Consider the following 15,009-nt stretch of genomic DNA (forward strand, 5'->3'; position numbering starts at 1 on the left):
GACTAGAGCAGGCGGGGGAGTCTCTTTGGTGGCTCCTCGCTGCTCATGCTCAGATCGGGAATACAGCTGGCGATCAGGGCGCGGTGTTTGTAGAGGACCTGCAAGCGTGGCCCGGTCAGCTGTGCCGACCAGATTCTGGGGTGCTCCACCAGTTCAACCAGCAGTGAGCGCGGACTCAGCTCGATGGTGTCCTGCTCCAGTCGCCAGTCGCGAAACTGCCCGCTGATCAGCAAGCGCTGTAGGGTATGCTCGTCCCAATGGGCAGGGAAGTGGGGCAGAGGTGTCAGCAGGTGACTGCAGTCCGGCGCATTCAGATGCGGATCGCGCGGGAAAGAGCGACGCGCACTCAGGTCCGTATGCACGCCCAGCAGCTCGTTATCACGCACATTGCTGCCGAAATCCAGAGTCTCCAGCCCTTCCAGCATGGCCTTCAGGCTCCAGTTACAGCGCTTGATCAGCTGCCAGGCCGGGTCGATGGAGCGGCGTGAACCCAGTGTATAACGTACCGGGTCCTTATCAGTGAACAGCGTCAGCTGCAGAAAATGGGTCTGAAAATCGACCAGACAGGGGGGAGCATCCACCATACAGTAGGGGCTTTCGCGGCGGCAAAACGCCAGCCACTCGGCACGGGTTTCCAGCTGTGGCAGTACTCGGATAATCATAAAGGCTCACTCTCCCGGGGCCGCAAGTATAAAGCAAACCGGCCCGTATTGACGATGTGTCAGGTCTGTTCATCCCCCGGTGGATTCTTTATGGTTAGCATTTTGCACAGAGTCCGCGATGAACATCCACCCGTTACGATCCCAGCTGTACGACGAGTTGCACTCGCGCCCCTTTCAGGTCATTCCCAGCCCGGCACGGGTCACCCAGATAGCACTGCAGTGCACCGAAGCAGAAAAGCGGGCTCAGCTTGAACACCTGAAAGAGCTGCAAAACCTGCTGGGATGCCCGGTGGGGCATACGGATCGCAGCTGTTTCGAGTATGACTGTGGTGACTTTCGCCTGCGCCGCGAAAAGCATACCGAGTTTACTACCTATACCTTTATCAACCTGGATGTGCCGGAAGACTCTGATCCCTTTGAGGTCACGGGCCTGACACCTTTGCCGGATGGCTGGGTGGATACCCTGCCGGGTGAGGTGGTGGCTGCCTTTCATGTCAGCATCGAAGATGCACGCCAGTCACCGGAGCCGGCCTTGCCGGAGGTGAAGGAGGCATTCGAAGATATGCGTCTGGTGGGCAGCAGCCCGCAGGACGGGGATGCCCGCGTCTGGACCAGCTTTCAGCTGCACTCCGATGGTTTTGGCCGCCTGATGGTGGTGAACAAGCAGATGAGTGACAGCCAGCTGGGTCGACTTACCCAGCGCCTGATGGAGATTGAGGTCTATCGGCTCATGGCGCTGTTGTCGCTGCCGTTGGCGCACTCCCTGTCGCCAGAGCTGGTGCGTATGGATGCGCGCCTGGCGGACCTGACCCAGCAGCTGTCGGAGGAAGATAGCGTCAATGAGAAGGCATTGCTGTCCGATCTGGTGGACATGGCGTCCAGCATCGAGTCCTGGCGCGCCCGTTCCACCTTCCGTTTTGGTGCTACCCAGGCCTACCACGCACTGGTGCTGACCCGTCTGGAGGAGTTGCGTGAAGACGAGGTATCAGGCCACCTGACCATCACCGAGTTCATGACTCGTCGCCTGACGCCGGCCGTACGTACCTGCGATGCCAGTAACAAGCGGCTGGAAGACCTGTCGCGGCGTGTCGACCGTGTCTCTGATATGATGCGTACCCGGGTGGAGCTGGGCATCCATCAGCAAAACCAGCAGTTATTGAGCTCCATGGACCGGCGTTCGCGTATTCAGTTGATGATGCAGCACACCGTGGAAGGCCTGTCGGTGGTCGCGATCAGTTACTACCTGGTCGGCCTGCTCAAGTTCCTGTTTATTGCGATGTATGATGCAGGGCTGCCTATCGACAAGACACTGGCAACCGGTATATCGGTGCCCGTGGTCCTGCTGATTGTATGGCTGATGACCCGGCGGATTCACCACCACTTTATAAAACTCGCCCGCAAGGACCGTATCGGCGCGGACGAGACCTGATTCGGAGTTGAGAATGAGCGTAGCCCAACAGATCGAAGACCTGCTGCGTGCAGGCCTTCAGGTTGAAGAGTTTCAGCTGGAAAACGAAAGCCACATGCATTCAGGGCCGGCCACTGAAAGCCATTACAAACTGGTATTGGTAAGCCCTGACTTCGCTGGCAAACGCCCGGTGCAGCGCCATCAGCAGGTTTATGGACTGGTAGCCGAGCTGATGCAGAACCCCATCCATGCACTGGCTTTGCATCTGCATACCCCTGAAGAGTGGGTGGCTAGAAATGGGGAAGTGCCGTTGTCTCCAACCTGCAAGGGTGGCTCCAAGGCAGATCAGGGTTGATTGACCTTGTTTGGAGTGGCTTTCATTCGCTCACAGAGTGAGCTCCTACAAACTCACTTCCAGCCCTCAGGAAGCAGGCTGTGGGAGCGCGCTCCGCGCGCGAAAGCAAAGTGGCATGATCCTACGCTCACAGCGTGCGCTCCCACAGTCACATCCCTGAATTTCCGGAGGCTACCTGTGGGAGTTCGCTCCGCGAACGAATGGCTCTCAGCGCGTTACCTGCGCAAACAGATCGAAGTACTCGGGGAAGGTCTTGCGGGTGCAGCCCGGGTCATTGATGGTGATGGGAGCGTCACCAAAGGCAGCCAGCGAGAAGCACATGGCCATGCGGTGGTCATCATAGGTATCGATGGCGGCGCTTTGCAGCTGTTCCGGCGGCGTGATCTCAATGAAATCCTCACCCTCAACCACATCAGCACCGACCTTGCGCAGTTCGGTTGCCATGGCGCTCAGGCGGTCGGTTTCCTTCACACGCCAGTTGTACACGTTGCGAATCGCGGTGGGGCCGTCTGCAAACAGGGCAGTAGTGGCAATGGTCATGGCGGCATCGGGGATCGCATTCAAATCCAGGTCCACCCCTTTGAGCGTACCCTTGCTGACTTCAATCCAGGTCGGGCCGTAGCTGACCTCGGCGCCCATTTTGCCCAGTACTTCGGCAAAGGCCTTGTCGCCCTGAACGCTGTCGGCACCCACGCCGTATACACGCACGGTACCGCCGGCAATGGCCGCTGCAGCCAGGAAGTAGGATGCGGAGGAGGCATCGCCTTCCACCATCACCTCACCCGGTGAGCGGTAGGTTTGACCCGCCTCGATGACAAAACGCTGGTAGTTCTGGTTGTCCACCTCAACACCAAACAGCTTCATGGTGTGCAGGGTGATGTCTATGTAAGGCTTGGAAACCAGTTCACCATCGACATTGATCACCAGGTCTCCCTCTGCCAGAGGCGCAGCCATCAACAGGGCTGTGAGGAACTGGCTGGAAATATTGCCACGAATACTGACTTCACCGCCTTTGAGGCCTGCGGCCTGAATCTTCAGCGGCGGGTAGCCTTCTTCACCCAGGTATTCCACCTGAGCGCCCAGGGGACGCAGGGCGTCAATCAGATCGCCAATGGGGCGTTCGTACATGCGCGGTTCACCGGTCAGAGTGAATTCGCCTTTGCTGGCACAGAGTGCGGCACAGAGTGGGCGCATGGCCGTGCCGGCATTACCCAGAAACAGCTCCAGAGCAGCGCTGGCATCAAAGGCCCGACCCAGCCCGGACAGCGTGCAGCTGCGGCGGTTTTCTGCCAGCTCGTAGTCTACGCCCAGCGCGCTCAGTGCGTTGAGCATATGCCGAACATCATCACTGTCGAGCAGGTTGGTGATGCGGGTTGTGCCTTGGGCCAGGGCCGCAAGCAGCAGAATACGGTTGGACAGGCTCTTGGAGCCCGGGATCTGGACTTCACCGCTGGCGTGGCTCAACGGCTGCAGGGTCAGGGTTTCCATCTGTGGCAGCTTCACTTGTATACGCAGGTCGTGGGCTGCATAAGCTACCGTTATTCGGCGCCAAGGTCGAGACTACTTGGTGCTTAACCGACCGCTTCTTGCGTCTGAACGCGGTACAGCTCCGGTTTGGCTCCGGGTTGCAGCTGGATATTCTCCAGTTCCAACAGACGAATCTTTATATCGAGGCCACCGCCATAACCGGTCAGTTCACCGCTGCTGCCAATAACGCGATGGCAGGGAATGATGATGGAGATGGGATTGCGGTTGTTGGCCAGGCCCACAGCACGAAATGCCTGGGGACGGCCTACGGCACGGGCAATGTCGCCATAGCTGCGTACTTCACCGTGAGGGATTTGCTGTAGCGCAGTCCAGACTTCGCCCTGAAAGGGAGTGCCGACCGGGTTCAGTGGCAGATCGAAGTCGACCAGTTGACCGTCAAAGTAGGCATTCAGCTGGTCAACACAATCGCGCAGTACGGATGTAGAGGGCGCACTGTCGCCGGGCGTTGCGCGCACACCAAAATCCAACCGGCACAGCCCGTGTTTATCGGCTTGCAGGGTGAGGGGGCCGACAGGTGTGTCGGTCATGATATGGGTATGAATCATGGCAGCTCCACGGCTCTAAAGCTTGGTTGATGGGGGTCAATGCCAGTGACCCTTAACTGAAGCATAGTGAACTCAAGAAGCGACAACAACCAAGGAACAGCCTCTATGAGCATTGAACATCACGATCTCGTCCATGAACTGCCGGAATTCCGTGACCAGATCCACCAGCTGAAAATGGAAAATGATCACTTCGCCAAGCTGTTTGACGAATATCACCAGCTGACCAAGGACGTCGAACGTATGGAAGCGGAAGTTGAGCCTGTGTGCACCAAGACAGAAGAGATGTACAAGCGCAAGCGCCTGCAGCTGAAGGACGAACTCTACAGCATGCTGCGCGACAACTAAGGTCAACAGCATTCCTTTGCTTATAACACCCGCTTTTGCGGGTGTTTTTATATGTGGCAGTGGCGTACATTGAAAGCATCAGTGGGGCTGGTTTGATGGCCGGTTTCAGTTATCGCTTAAGGGCGCCCCGAACCGCGAAGCAGACAAGACATTCATTGCATTGCCGGGTCGGATATCGAGGCGCTTTGTACAAGGAGTACCCGGTGTCTGTGACTGCACCCTCCCGTTATACCTGGCGTTATATTTTCCATATTGCACTGGAACACCGCCGCGAGCTTGTTCTGGCCAATCTGATTGCCATTATGGCGGCGCTGATGAGTGTGCCCCTGCCGCTGTTAATGCCGCTGCTGGTGGATGAGGTGCTGCTGGGGCAGCCGGGTGTTGTCGTGGCAACCGTGAATGGCTGGTTCCCCGAATCCTGGCACGGGCCACCGTTATACATAGGCGCTGTACTGCTGCTCACGGTAGTGTTGCGACTCTGTGCACTGGCGCTCAACGTCTTCCAGGCGCGCCAGTTCACCATTATCTCCAAGGATGTAATCTACCGCATCCGTGCCGGGTTGCTGGAACGGCTGCAGCGGATCTCCATGGCCGAGTATGAAACGCTGGGCAGTGGCAGCGTGGCATCCCATTTTGTCACCGACCTGGATACTGTGGACCGCTTTGTCGGCTCGTCGGTCAGCCGCTTTTTGGTGGCGGTACTGTCCATATTCGGCACTGCCATCATCCTGCTGTGGATGCACTGGCAGCTGGCCTTGCTGATTCTGTTCCTCAACCCCTTTGTAATCTGGTTGACCATGTCGGTGGGCAAGCGGGTCAAGCACCTCAAGGCGCGCGAGAATTCCGCCTATGAGCTGTTCCAGGCGGCGCTGACGGAAACATTGGATGCCATACAGCAGATACGTGCCAGCAACCGGGAAAAGCACTATCTGCAACGCCTTGTCGACCATGCGCTAAAGGTGCGTGATCACTCCACCAACTTCGAGTGGCGCTCGGATGCTGCCAGCCGGCTCAGTTTCATGCTGTTTATGGTCGGGGTCGATCTGTTCAGAGCCGTAGCCATGCTGATGGTGGTGTTTTCTGATCTCTCTGTTGGTCAGATGATGGCGGTGTTTGGCTACCTCTGGTTCATGATGGGGCCGGTGCAGGAAGTGTTGGGCATGCAGTACGCCTGGTTTGGCGCCCGGGCCGCGCTTGAGCGTGTAAACCGTTTGCTGGAACTGCACCCGGAGCCACGCTATCCCTCTCTCCAGAACCCTTTCAAACAGGGTGAAACCGTGGGCATCAGCCTCAGGGATATTCACTTCAGCTATTACCCCGGCCAGGAGGTGCTGCGCGGCATTTCACTGGATATTCCGGCAGGCGAGAAAGTGGCACTTGTGGGCGCCAGTGGGGGCGGTAAATCAACGCTGGTGCAGGTGTTGCTGGGCCTGTATCCGCCGCAGCAGGGCGATGTCTGCTTTGACGGCATTCCGGTTCAGCGGATCGGTCTTGAGTGTGTGCGTGAGCACGTTGCCACGGTGCTGCAGCAACCGGCCCTGTTTAATGGCACCGTGCGGGACAACCTGACCATGGGACGCACAGACGATGACGAGCGGCTTTGGCGTGCCCTGGAGGTCGCGCAGCTGAAAAGCTTCGTCATGGAGCTGGAACACAAGCTGGATACGCTGGTGGGGCGTCAAGGCGTGCGGCTCTCCGGCGGTCAACGCCAGCGCCTGGCGATTGCACGAATGGTGCTGTCTGACCCGGCGGTGGTAATTCTGGATGAAGCGACTTCGGCACTGGATACCCAGACCGAGCATGCGCTGCACAAGGCGATGACCGAATTCCTGCAGGGGCGCACCACGGTTATTGTGGCGCACCGCCTCAGCGCGGTTAAGCAGGCCGATCGGGTCTATGTATTTGAAGATGGACAGGTGATTGAGCAGGGCAGCCACAGCGAGCTGCTGGATCAAAAAGGGCTGTATGCCCGCCTGTACGGACAACGGCAGATGTAAACAAGACGGACGACAGAATGCGGCAGCACTTTAACTGGCAAGGCGGTAACCATGTAGAACTGATGGTGGATGGCGAAGCCTTTTACCCGGTCATGCTGGAGGCCATCGCCGAGGCGCGTTCGTCTCTGCTGTTGGAGTTCTATTTTGTGATCTCCGGCAAAATTGTGGATCGCTTCATCGAAGCGCTGAGTGATGCCTGTCGTCGTGGCGTGAAAACCCGGCTGATCGTGGATGGTTTTGGTGCCCGTTTATTGTCCCGCGTGGACCGACAGCGGCTTCAGGCCGTGGGGGCTGAGCTGGTGGTCTACAATCCGCTGCAGCTGAACAAACTGACGCGCAACTTTGCCCGTGACCACCGCAAGCTGATGCTGGTAGACGAGCGTATCGCGTTTATCGGGGGCACCGGTCTGGCCGATGAATACTGGCTGTCGGAACGGCCGGGATGCCCCTGGCACGAAGTGATGTGCAAGGTGCAGGGACCAGTCGTGGCGGATCTGGTCAGTGTATTCAATCAGCTCTGGTTTCGCTGCACCTCGCAGCGTCTTTCGCCGCCGTCGCCCCAGTCTGAAGTGGGGCAGGCGATGGCCAAGGTCACCACTGTTCAGGGCCTCTACCAGCAGGATATCAAGGTGGCCTTCCTCAACCATGTGAACCAGGCCAATGACCGGGTTTGGCTGGTAACCGCCTATTTCTTGCCCTCTTTTTCCATTCGTTCGGCTCTGCGCAAGGCGGCTCGGCGCGGCGTGGATGTGCGCATGCTGGTGGCCGGTCCCTACACCGACCAGTTTTGGGTCTATCATGCATCCAAGCGCTATTATCGCCGTCTCCTCAATGCCGGCGTGCGCATCTATGAGTATCAGCCCCGCTTTCTGCATGCCAAGGTCGGGCTGGTGGATGACTGGGTGTCCCTCGGCTCCTGTAACCTGGATCACTGGAATTTGCGCTGGAACCTTGAGGCCAACCTGGAGGTAATGGAACCTGAGTTGACCGCTCAGGTTGAGCAGCTGATTACCCGTGACTTTGACCAGTGCAGTGAAGTCACCGCCGAAAGTTGGGCCCGCCGGCCCTGGCATCGCAAATTGAAGGAACTGGTGTGGGCTCTGATCAGTCAGATAGTGTTGAAAATTAAGTGAGGGCGATGCCATGAAAATAAATGCCATGCACAAATGGGCTGTGGCCCTGATGTTGGCGGTCGCCATGACGGGCTGTGCACAGCAGGGGCTTTACGGCACCAGTTACAGCCGTGACCAGGTGGGCCGCGCGCAAAGCGTTGAATACGGTAATGTTGTGTCGGTCACCCCCGTAACTATTGAAGGGCGAACCGATGGTGTTGTTGGCAGTGGTACGGGGGCTGTTGTCGGTGGTATTGCTGGTAGCCAGATTGGTGGCGGCAGTGGTCGTTCGCTGGCAACAGTGGTGGGTGCTGTTGCTGGCGGTTTGGCCGGGCAGCGCATTGAGCAGGCGGCGACCAAGCGTCAGGGGCAGGAGATTACCATTCGTCTGGATTCAGGACGGCTGGTGTCGGTGGTGCAGGAAGTTGAAGAGGGACGCTTCTTTTACGCCGGGGACCGGGTACGTGTGTTGGGTCAGGGACGGGGCCTGAAGGTTACTTACTGAACCGGGCCAGCCCCACAGGCTGGCCCGAACAGATGCCCGGCCTGTGGTTACTTGCTGGGCGCGTGGAACAGCAGATACAGGTCGATCAGAACTTCCGGGATCTGAGCGGCCATTTCTTCGCGCAGGGCGCGGTCACGGCTGATCTCTTCCACATCTTCATCTTCAAACAGATCGGATGCGACCATTACCGGCAGCAGAAGGCCAGCGACGGTTTCTTCGTCATCGCCAAACCATTTGTCTTCGTGCTGGAAAACCCCTTCCATGAAGGCCTGAGCCCAGGTGGTCAGCTCGGTGACTTCTTCATCGTCTTCCGGCTCCAGGGTCAGATCGCAGGGCAGCAGGATTTCCTGGTCGTTGTAGAGGTCGTTACCGATGGTACGGTACAGCTTGCGCAGCAGCTCCTGGATTTCCTGCTTTTCGCTGTCGGATGACCACTGGGGTTCACCGTCAAACAGCTGCTCCATCCACTCGGCTTCCGGTGTGGCTTCAGGGCTGATGTTCAGGGCGCAGAGAAAACCGTGTGCGCCGATCAAATCCAGCGCTTCATCGGAAACGGCCGGTGAAAACAGGAACTCTTCCAGTCGATCCAGTTCATCTTCGGTGATCAGGGCAATATTGGCAGTCATGGCTAGGCTATCCGCTAAGAGAAGAAACAACGATGATTCTACCCCGAACCGTCGGTCAGGGATATGGTGCAGGATGACTTCATGGCAGTGATTGCGGATAATGCCGCCCATGATTGAGCGTGCCCAACACATACTGGCCGATGTCTTCGGCTTCGAATCCTTCCGCCCGCCTCAGGATGAGGTGGTCAAAACGCTCATCGAGGGGCGTGACGCTTTGGTGGTGATGCCCACCGGTGGCGGTAAATCCCTGTGCTATCAACTGCCGGCGCTGGTGCGCGAGGGCTGTGGCGTGGTTATATCTCCGCTGATCGCCCTGATGCAGGACCAGGTCAGTGCCCTGTCTCAGCTGGGCATCCGTGCCGGTTGCCTGAACTCCTCCATGACACTGGAGGATTTGCAGGAGACCGAACATCAGTTGCGCACGGGCGAGCTGGATCTGCTCTATGTGGCCCCTGAACGGCTGCAGGCACCGCGTACACAGAACCTGCTCAGCCAGTGTCGTCTGTCCCTCTTTGCCATCGACGAAGCGCATTGTGTGTCCCAATGGGGGCATGACTTCCGTCCGGAGTACATGCAGCTGAACCAACTCAAGCAGCTGTTTCCGGGTGTGCCACGAATCGCACTGACCGCGACTGCCGATGCGCGTACCCGCCAGGAAATTATCGACCGCCTGGAATTGACTGATGCCCAGCGTTTTATCTGCGGTTTTGACCGTCCCAACATTCGCTACCGCATTGGCCAGAAAGACCGGGCTCGGGAGCAGCTGCTGCGCTTTATCCGCGAAGAGCACCCGCAGGATGTGGGGGTGGTGTACTGTCTTTCGCGCAAGCGGGTGGAAGAGACGGCTGAGTGGTTGTGTGAGCGGGGCTTCAACGCCTTGCCTTACCATGCAGGCCTGGATGCCGGGCTGCGTCAGCACCATCAGCACCGCTTTCTTACCGAAGAGTCGGTGATCATGGTGGCGACCATTGCCTTTGGCATGGGTATAGACAAGCCCAATGTGCGCTTTGTGGCACATTTGGATCTGCCGCGCTCTATCGAAGCCTATTATCAGGAAACCGGCCGTGCCGGTCGTGATGGTCAACCCGCCAATGCCTGGATGGTATATGGCCTGCAGGATGTAATCTTTCTGCGCCAGATGCTGGAAGGCTCGGGGGCAGAGGATGCACAGAAACAGATCGAACGGCAGAAGCTGGAGGCGATGTTGGGCCTGTGTGAAATCACCAGCTGCCGTCGGCAGGCCCTGCTGGAATATTTCGGTGAGAACGATCACGAGCCCTGTGGCAACTGCGATACCTGTCTCGAACCCGTGCCGGTCTGGGAAGGAACCGAAGCTGCGCGTAAGGCATTGTCCGCGGTCTATCGCAGCGGTCAGCAGTATGGGGTGAATTACATCATCGATATTCTGCGTGGCCAGTCCAATGACAAGACGCGGCAGCGCGGCCATGAGCAGCTGTCGACCTGGGGCATTGGTCAGGATCTGGATGCGCGTGAGTGGCGTTCGGTGTTTCGCCAGCTGGTGGCGCGGGGCTATCTCAATGTGGACCCACAGGGCTTTGGCGTACTGCACCTGAGTGAGCGTTGCCGTCCGCTGCTGAGAGGTGAGGAAACGCTGGAACTGCGCCGTGATATCCGCACCCGCTCGGGGGGCGGTGCGGGCAACAAGCCACGCAATTCTGCGGCACAGCAAAGGCTGGATGCAGACGAGAAACAACTGTGGGAAGCCCTGCGTGCGTTGCGCAAGGAGCTGGCCAGTGAGCAGGATGTGCCGCCCTATGTCATCTTCCACGATGCCACCTTGATGGAGATGGTACTTTACCGGCCGTTGACGTCGGAGCAGATGCGCCGTCTCAGCGGGGTAGGGGAGCGCAAACTGGCCCTTTACGGTGATCCTTTCCTGGAACTGATTGCCGAGCATAACCAGCAAGCGGATGCGGGCCACAATGACCAGGCCGAACAGTCGTTGATGCTTTACCGCACCGGCATGACAGTGGAGCAGGTGGCGCGGCAGCAGAAATTGTCTCCAAACGTCATCTACGGGCACCTGGCTCAGGCCATTCGGGATGGGCTCATCGCGGTGGATGACGTGGTTGAGCTGCCTGCCAAGGAGCGCAGCGAGATCGAAAACACTATCCGTTTCTGCCAGCAGCAGTTCGGTGATTCGCTCAAATCCGTTCACGAGGCACTGGAAGGCCGTTACGACTATGGTGTGCTGCGCTGCATTCGTCAGGGAATGGAGATGTGATTGAGGCGTTACCGGCACCGCTGACGCTGTTCTTCAGTGCCCTTGTCTCGTCCACCCTGCTGCCGGGGGGCTCTGAGGCGCTGCTGGCCTGGTTACTGAACCAGAACCAGCATTCAGCCTGGACACTGTGGCTCGCCGCTACCTCGGGAAACGTGCTGGGCAGCCTGCTGACCTGGGGAATGGGTTACTGGATTGCCAGGCGCTACCCGCTGAAGATACTGGATAAGCCTGGCCATCAGCGAGCCAGAGACTGGCTGCAGAAGTATGGACCTGCGAGTCTGTTGTTAGCCTGGCTGCCGTTGGTGGGTGACCCGCTCTGTCTGGTGGCCGGCTGGCTAAGATTCAACTTTTTGCTCAGCTTCGTCATGATTACGCTGGGCAAGGCTCTGCGCTATGCTTTGATTATCGGTTTTTTTTCGTGAGGCGCCTGCCGGGTTAAAAGGGATGAACCGGACTTTTCTGCTGCGTGCTATCCAGTTTCTGTTGCTGCTGATTCTGTTGCTGTTGCTGGCCAATATCTGGTTCAGCCGCATCAATGAGTTCTGGTGGCAGCGGCCGGTTCAGGTGGCGATCTACCCGATCAACGCTGACGGGGCTGCCTTGACCGAGGCCTTTATCGGCCAGCTGCGTTCCGAACATTTTTCCGATATCGAACAGTTTTTCAGCCGGGAGGCCAAGCGCTACCGCCTGCCGTTGCAGGAACCAGTGCAAGTGGCGCTGGCGCCTCAGGTCAGGGCAAGCCCGCCTCAGGTTCCGGATGATGCCAGCATTCTGGATGCGATCTGGTGGTCATTGAGAATGCGGCTTTGGGTCTGGCGCCATGATACCTATTCCGGCGAGGTCGACGCGCGCATATTCATGAACTTTCATTTGCCAGGAAGCCCTGAAGCGCTGCCGCGCCACTCTCTCGGACTTCAGCGTGGCAAGATCGGCCTGGTAAATGGGTTGGCGGGTATCGACCATCTGGGGCGCAATAACCTGGTGGCTGCGCATGAGTTCCTGCATACCCTGGGCGCCAGCGACAAATATGATCCCGCTACCAATCAACCCCTCTGGCCAGACGGCTTTGCCGACCCCACGAAGACGCCGTTATACCCGCAGACCCGAGCTGAAATCATGGGCGGAAGGGTGCTGGTCAGCCCGGGATGGGCAATGTTGCCCCCCGGCTTGAGCCATGTGGTCATTGGGTCGGCCACGGCTATTGAAATCAATTGGTTAGCGGTTCCGCCCGAGGGCTGAAACTGAGGCTTTCTTGACCCGGGCGGTGCCCTGTAGGACAATGCGCGCCATTGTCACTCAGGCTGATTGGAGGCTTTTAGCGGGTAATCGCGGTTTTTGCAGGTTTTATCCTGCCAGTTTGCTGCTTTTTTGCTGTGCAGATCCATTGTGCAACCACCCGTTACACTTGGACCTTTCTCACTGGCTTGACACCTTCCGTCAAGGCCCCTCCTGAGTGTCCCCGTTTCATCTGTTTTCAACACAGGCATGTCAGTCTGGCTTGTCTGCTGTTTTGGTTTCAGATTAACCGTAATTTTCAAGGGAGCTCATGAACTCACATACGCCCATCGATGCCGTCCAAATTGCTGAAGCTGAACTGGCTCCAGCCTTCAAGGTTTATACCGCCCGTCACCTGCAGCAGATCGAACAGCTGCAGCAACTGCCCGAACAGCTGAAGCATGAAATGGAAGTGGTCGCTTCCGTACTGCCGTTTCGGGTCAACAACTACGTGATAGAACAGCTGATCAACTGGGATGATGCCATCAATGACCCCATGTTCCAGCTGACCTTCCCGCAGCGTGGCATGCTTAAGCCGGAACACTTCGATGCGGTAGAAGCTGCCCTTGCTACTGAAGACAAGGCCGAGATCAAGCGTGTGGTGAACGAGGTGCGTCAGGCACTGAACCCGCATCCGGCCGGTCAGTTGGAGCACAATATCCCGCGCGTAAACGGCGAGCCCGTTAACGGCATCCAGCACAAGTACAACGAAACCGTGCTGTTCTTCCCCAGCTCCGGTCAGGTGTGTCACAGCTACTGTACTTTCTGCTTCCGCTGGGCTCAGTTTGTCGGTGACCAGTCCCTGAAAATTGCCGCCAAGGAATCCGGCCAGTTGTGTGACTACCTGCGTGAACACCCGGAAGTTACCGATGTGCTGATCACCGGTGGCGACCCCATGGTGATGAAAACCAAGAACCTGCGTGCCTACCTGGAACCGCTGCTGGAACCGGAGTTCGATCATATCCGCACCATCCGTATTGGCTCCAAGGCCCTGACCTTCTGGCCGTACCGCTTCGTCACCGATGAAGACAGCGATGATCTGATGGATCTGTTCCGCGATATCATCGCTGCCGGCAAGCACCTCGCATTCATGGCGCACTATAATCACTGGCGCGAGATGGGAACCGATATCCACCGTCAGGCGGTGGCCCGTATTCGTGAAACCGGCGCGCATATCCGCAGCCAGGGCCCGCTGTTGAACCATATCAACACCGAAGCCGATGACTGGGCCAAAATGTGGCAGACTCAGGTGGAGCTGGGTATCCAGCCGTACTACATGTTCGTCGAGCGTGACACCGGTGCCCAGCACTACTTTGAAGTGCCGCTGGCACAGGCCTGGAACACCTACCGTGAAGCCATGAAGCAGGTGAGCGGTATTGCCCGTACTGCCCGTGGTCCGTCCATGTCAGCGACACCTGGCAAGGTCGAGATTCAGGGTGTTACCGAGATCAACGGCGAGAAAGTGTTTGTGCTGCGCTTTATCCAGGGGCGTAACCCGGATTGGGTCCAGCGTCCGTTCTTTGCCGCCTATGATGAAAAGGCGACCTGGCTGAACCACCTCAAGCCGGCCTTTGGCGAAGAGAAGTTCTTCTTCGAAGACTGATTTTTGTGTAAAGCGCGTAATCAAAGGCTGCCAGTTGGCAGCCTTTTGCGTTTATGGCCCCAAAAAGTGCGTGGTTTCTGGCATAATGCGCGGCTTCATTAACAGGAGGCTTGACCATGTCCATCGAACAGGCACTGCATACCCGCAGCGAATCAAAATGTGAACTCTGTGGCGCGACCGACGCGCTGGCTGTATTTCCGGTCCCGCCTGCTTCCGATGACAGCGTGGATCAGTCTGTCCTGCTGTGTGACACCTGCCGTACCCAGATTGAAAATCCGGATCAGGTTGATGCCAACCACTGGCGCTGCCTGAATGACAGCATGTGGAGCCAGGTGCCGGCAGTACAGGTTCTGGCCTGGCGTATGCTCAACCGTCTGCGTGCCGAAGGCTGGCCGCAGGACCTGCTGGATATGATGTATCTGGACGAAGAAACCCAGAGCTGGGCAGAAGCGACGGGTGATCACCTCTATGATGACGAACAGGTTCGTCACCTGGACAGCAACGGTGCCGTGTTGGAAGCCGGTGATACCGTTACGCTGACCAAAGACCTGAACGTAAAGGGCTCAAGCCTGACGGCCAAGCGCGGCACCGCTGTGCGCAATATCTCGCTGGTACCGGATAACCCGGAACAGATTGAAGGCCGTGTTGACGGTCAACATATTGTTATCCTGACCAAGTTTGTCAAGAAGCAGAAATAAGTTGTCGCTTGCTGCATGCAGATTTCAGGCATTCTGAATGTGTATGAATGAACTTCCGTTATGCAGCAATTTGATTGAATTATTG

15 protein-coding genes are annotated in these 15,009 nt (G+C 57.7%); 11 read left to right on the forward strand and 4 right to left on the reverse strand.

Features of this window, described 5'->3' with window-relative positions:
• Window positions 1-2 precede the first annotated feature (2 nt).
• Window positions 3-662: a hypothetical protein gene (locus O3C79_RS08230; RefSeq protein WP_494385535.1), complete on the reverse strand. Its 660-nt coding sequence runs from the start codon at window positions 660-662 to the stop codon at window positions 3-5.
• 118 nt (window positions 663-780) lie between these two features.
• Between O3C79_RS08230 and O3C79_RS08235 the strand changes: the two genes are divergently transcribed.
• Both O3C79_RS08235 and O3C79_RS08240 read left to right on the forward strand, forming a co-directional pair.
• Window positions 781-2,091 (forward strand): DUF3422 family protein, encoded by a 1,311-nt coding sequence (locus tag O3C79_RS08235; protein WP_494385536.1) that lies wholly within the window; start codon window positions 781-783, stop codon window positions 2,089-2,091.
• A 13-nt stretch (window positions 2,092-2,104) separates the two neighbouring features.
• On the forward strand, window positions 2,105-2,425 hold the full coding sequence (locus O3C79_RS08240; protein WP_010323872.1) for a BolA family protein: 321 nt from the start codon (window positions 2,105-2,107) through the stop codon (window positions 2,423-2,425).
• A 207-nt stretch (window positions 2,426-2,632) separates the two neighbouring features.
• Here O3C79_RS08240 and aroA read toward each other — a convergent pair whose 3' ends face one another.
• Together aroA and O3C79_RS08250 are read right to left on the reverse strand one after the other, a co-directional pair.
• The gene (gene aroA, locus O3C79_RS08245; protein ID WP_494385537.1) at window positions 2,633-3,913 is read right to left on the reverse strand and encodes a 3-phosphoshikimate 1-carboxyvinyltransferase; all 1,281 of its coding nucleotides are present in this window, start codon (window positions 3,911-3,913) and stop codon (window positions 2,633-2,635) included.
• A gap of 83 nt (window positions 3,914-3,996) precedes the next feature.
• Window positions 3,997-4,518, reverse strand: coding sequence for a methylated-DNA--[protein]-cysteine S-methyltransferase (locus tag O3C79_RS08250; RefSeq protein WP_494385538.1), 522 nt, complete (start codon window positions 4,516-4,518; stop codon window positions 3,997-3,999).
• A 105-nt stretch (window positions 4,519-4,623) separates the two neighbouring features.
• Here O3C79_RS08250 and O3C79_RS08255 point away from each other — a divergent pair, with 105 nt between their 5' ends.
• The 4 genes from O3C79_RS08255 (at window position 4,624) to O3C79_RS08270 (ending at window position 8,477) form a co-directional block, all read left to right on the forward strand.
• Window positions 4,624-4,863 carry an HP1242/YdcH family protein gene (locus tag O3C79_RS08255; protein WP_010323875.1) on the forward strand — a complete coding sequence of 80 codons (240 nt, stop codon included), beginning with the start codon at window positions 4,624-4,626 and terminating at the stop codon, window positions 4,861-4,863.
• Between the two features lie 203 nt (window positions 4,864-5,066).
• Window positions 5,067-6,860 (forward strand): ABC transporter ATP-binding protein, encoded by a 1,794-nt coding sequence (locus O3C79_RS08260; RefSeq protein WP_083703028.1) that lies wholly within the window; start codon window positions 5,067-5,069, stop codon window positions 6,858-6,860.
• A gap of 17 nt (window positions 6,861-6,877) precedes the next feature.
• Window positions 6,878-7,993, forward strand: a complete 1,116-nt coding sequence (locus tag O3C79_RS08265) for a phospholipase D-like domain-containing protein (protein WP_494385539.1) — start codon at window positions 6,878-6,880, stop codon at window positions 7,991-7,993.
• A 10-nt stretch (window positions 7,994-8,003) separates the two neighbouring features.
• Window positions 8,004-8,477 (forward strand): outer membrane lipoprotein, encoded by a 474-nt coding sequence (locus O3C79_RS08270; protein WP_494385540.1) that lies wholly within the window; start codon window positions 8,004-8,006, stop codon window positions 8,475-8,477.
• A 47-nt stretch (window positions 8,478-8,524) separates the two neighbouring features.
• Here O3C79_RS08270 and O3C79_RS08275 read toward each other — a convergent pair whose 3' ends face one another.
• A complete protein-coding gene (locus O3C79_RS08275) occupies window positions 8,525-9,103 on the reverse strand; it encodes a YecA/YgfB family protein (RefSeq protein ID WP_494385541.1) in 579 nt (192 codons plus the stop codon).
• 109 nt (window positions 9,104-9,212) lie between these two features.
• Between O3C79_RS08275 and recQ the strand changes: the two genes are divergently transcribed.
• From recQ to O3C79_RS08300, 5 genes are all read left to right on the forward strand, one after another.
• Entirely contained in the window at window positions 9,213-11,348 is a 2,136-nt protein-coding gene (gene recQ, locus O3C79_RS08280; RefSeq protein WP_494385542.1) for a DNA helicase RecQ, read from the forward strand.
• Window positions 11,345-11,770, forward strand: a complete 426-nt coding sequence (locus tag O3C79_RS08285) for a YqaA family protein (RefSeq protein WP_494385543.1) — start codon at window positions 11,345-11,347, stop codon at window positions 11,768-11,770. Before recQ ends, O3C79_RS08285 begins: the two co-directional genes overlap by 4 nt.
• Window positions 11,771-11,792: 22 nt before the next feature.
• Window positions 11,793-12,587, forward strand: coding sequence for a hypothetical protein (locus O3C79_RS08290; RefSeq protein WP_494385544.1), 795 nt, complete (start codon window positions 11,793-11,795; stop codon window positions 12,585-12,587).
• A 307-nt stretch (window positions 12,588-12,894) separates the two neighbouring features.
• A complete protein-coding gene (locus O3C79_RS08295) occupies window positions 12,895-14,226 on the forward strand; it encodes a KamA family radical SAM protein (protein ID WP_494385545.1) in 1,332 nt (443 codons plus the stop codon).
• A gap of 116 nt (window positions 14,227-14,342) precedes the next feature.
• Window positions 14,343-14,924, forward strand: coding sequence for a PhnA domain-containing protein (locus O3C79_RS08300; protein ID WP_494385546.1), 582 nt, complete (start codon window positions 14,343-14,345; stop codon window positions 14,922-14,924).
• The last annotated feature ends 85 nt before the right edge of the window (window positions 14,925-15,009 follow it).

The organism is Marinobacterium sp. NO-S09 (genome assembly GCF_059179545.1).

Bases quoted from the DNA above. Each gene is read 5' to 3' on its own strand.
- O3C79_RS08265 (WP_494385539.1), top strand. From the start codon at position 6,878: ATGCGGCAGCACTTTAACTGGCAAGGCGGTAACCATGTAGAACTGATG.
- O3C79_RS08270 (WP_494385540.1), top strand. From the start codon at position 8,004: ATGAAAATAAATGCCATGCACAAATGGGCTGTGGCCCTGATGTTGGCG.
- aroA (WP_494385537.1), bottom strand. From the start codon at position 3,913: ATGGAAACCCTGACCCTGCAGCCGTTGAGCCACGCCAGCGGTGAAGTC.
- O3C79_RS08250 (WP_494385538.1), bottom strand. From the start codon at position 4,518: ATGATTCATACCCATATCATGACCGACACACCTGTCGGCCCCCTCACC.
- O3C79_RS08240 (WP_010323872.1), top strand. From the start codon at position 2,105: ATGAGCGTAGCCCAACAGATCGAAGACCTGCTGCGTGCAGGCCTTCAG.
- O3C79_RS08275 (WP_494385541.1), bottom strand. From the start codon at position 9,103: ATGACTGCCAATATTGCCCTGATCACCGAAGATGAACTGGATCGACTG.
- O3C79_RS08295 (WP_494385545.1), top strand. From the start codon at position 12,895: ATGAACTCACATACGCCCATCGATGCCGTCCAAATTGCTGAAGCTGAA.
- recQ (WP_494385542.1), top strand. From the start codon at position 9,213: ATGATTGAGCGTGCCCAACACATACTGGCCGATGTCTTCGGCTTCGAA.
- O3C79_RS08255 (WP_010323875.1), top strand. From the start codon at position 4,624: ATGAGCATTGAACATCACGATCTCGTCCATGAACTGCCGGAATTCCGT.
- O3C79_RS08290 (WP_494385544.1), top strand. From the start codon at position 11,793: ATGAACCGGACTTTTCTGCTGCGTGCTATCCAGTTTCTGTTGCTGCTG.
- O3C79_RS08235 (WP_494385536.1), top strand. From the start codon at position 781: ATGAACATCCACCCGTTACGATCCCAGCTGTACGACGAGTTGCACTCG.
- O3C79_RS08300 (WP_494385546.1), top strand. From the start codon at position 14,343: ATGTCCATCGAACAGGCACTGCATACCCGCAGCGAATCAAAATGTGAA.
- O3C79_RS08230 (WP_494385535.1), bottom strand. From the start codon at position 662: ATGATTATCCGAGTACTGCCACAGCTGGAAACCCGTGCCGAGTGGCTG.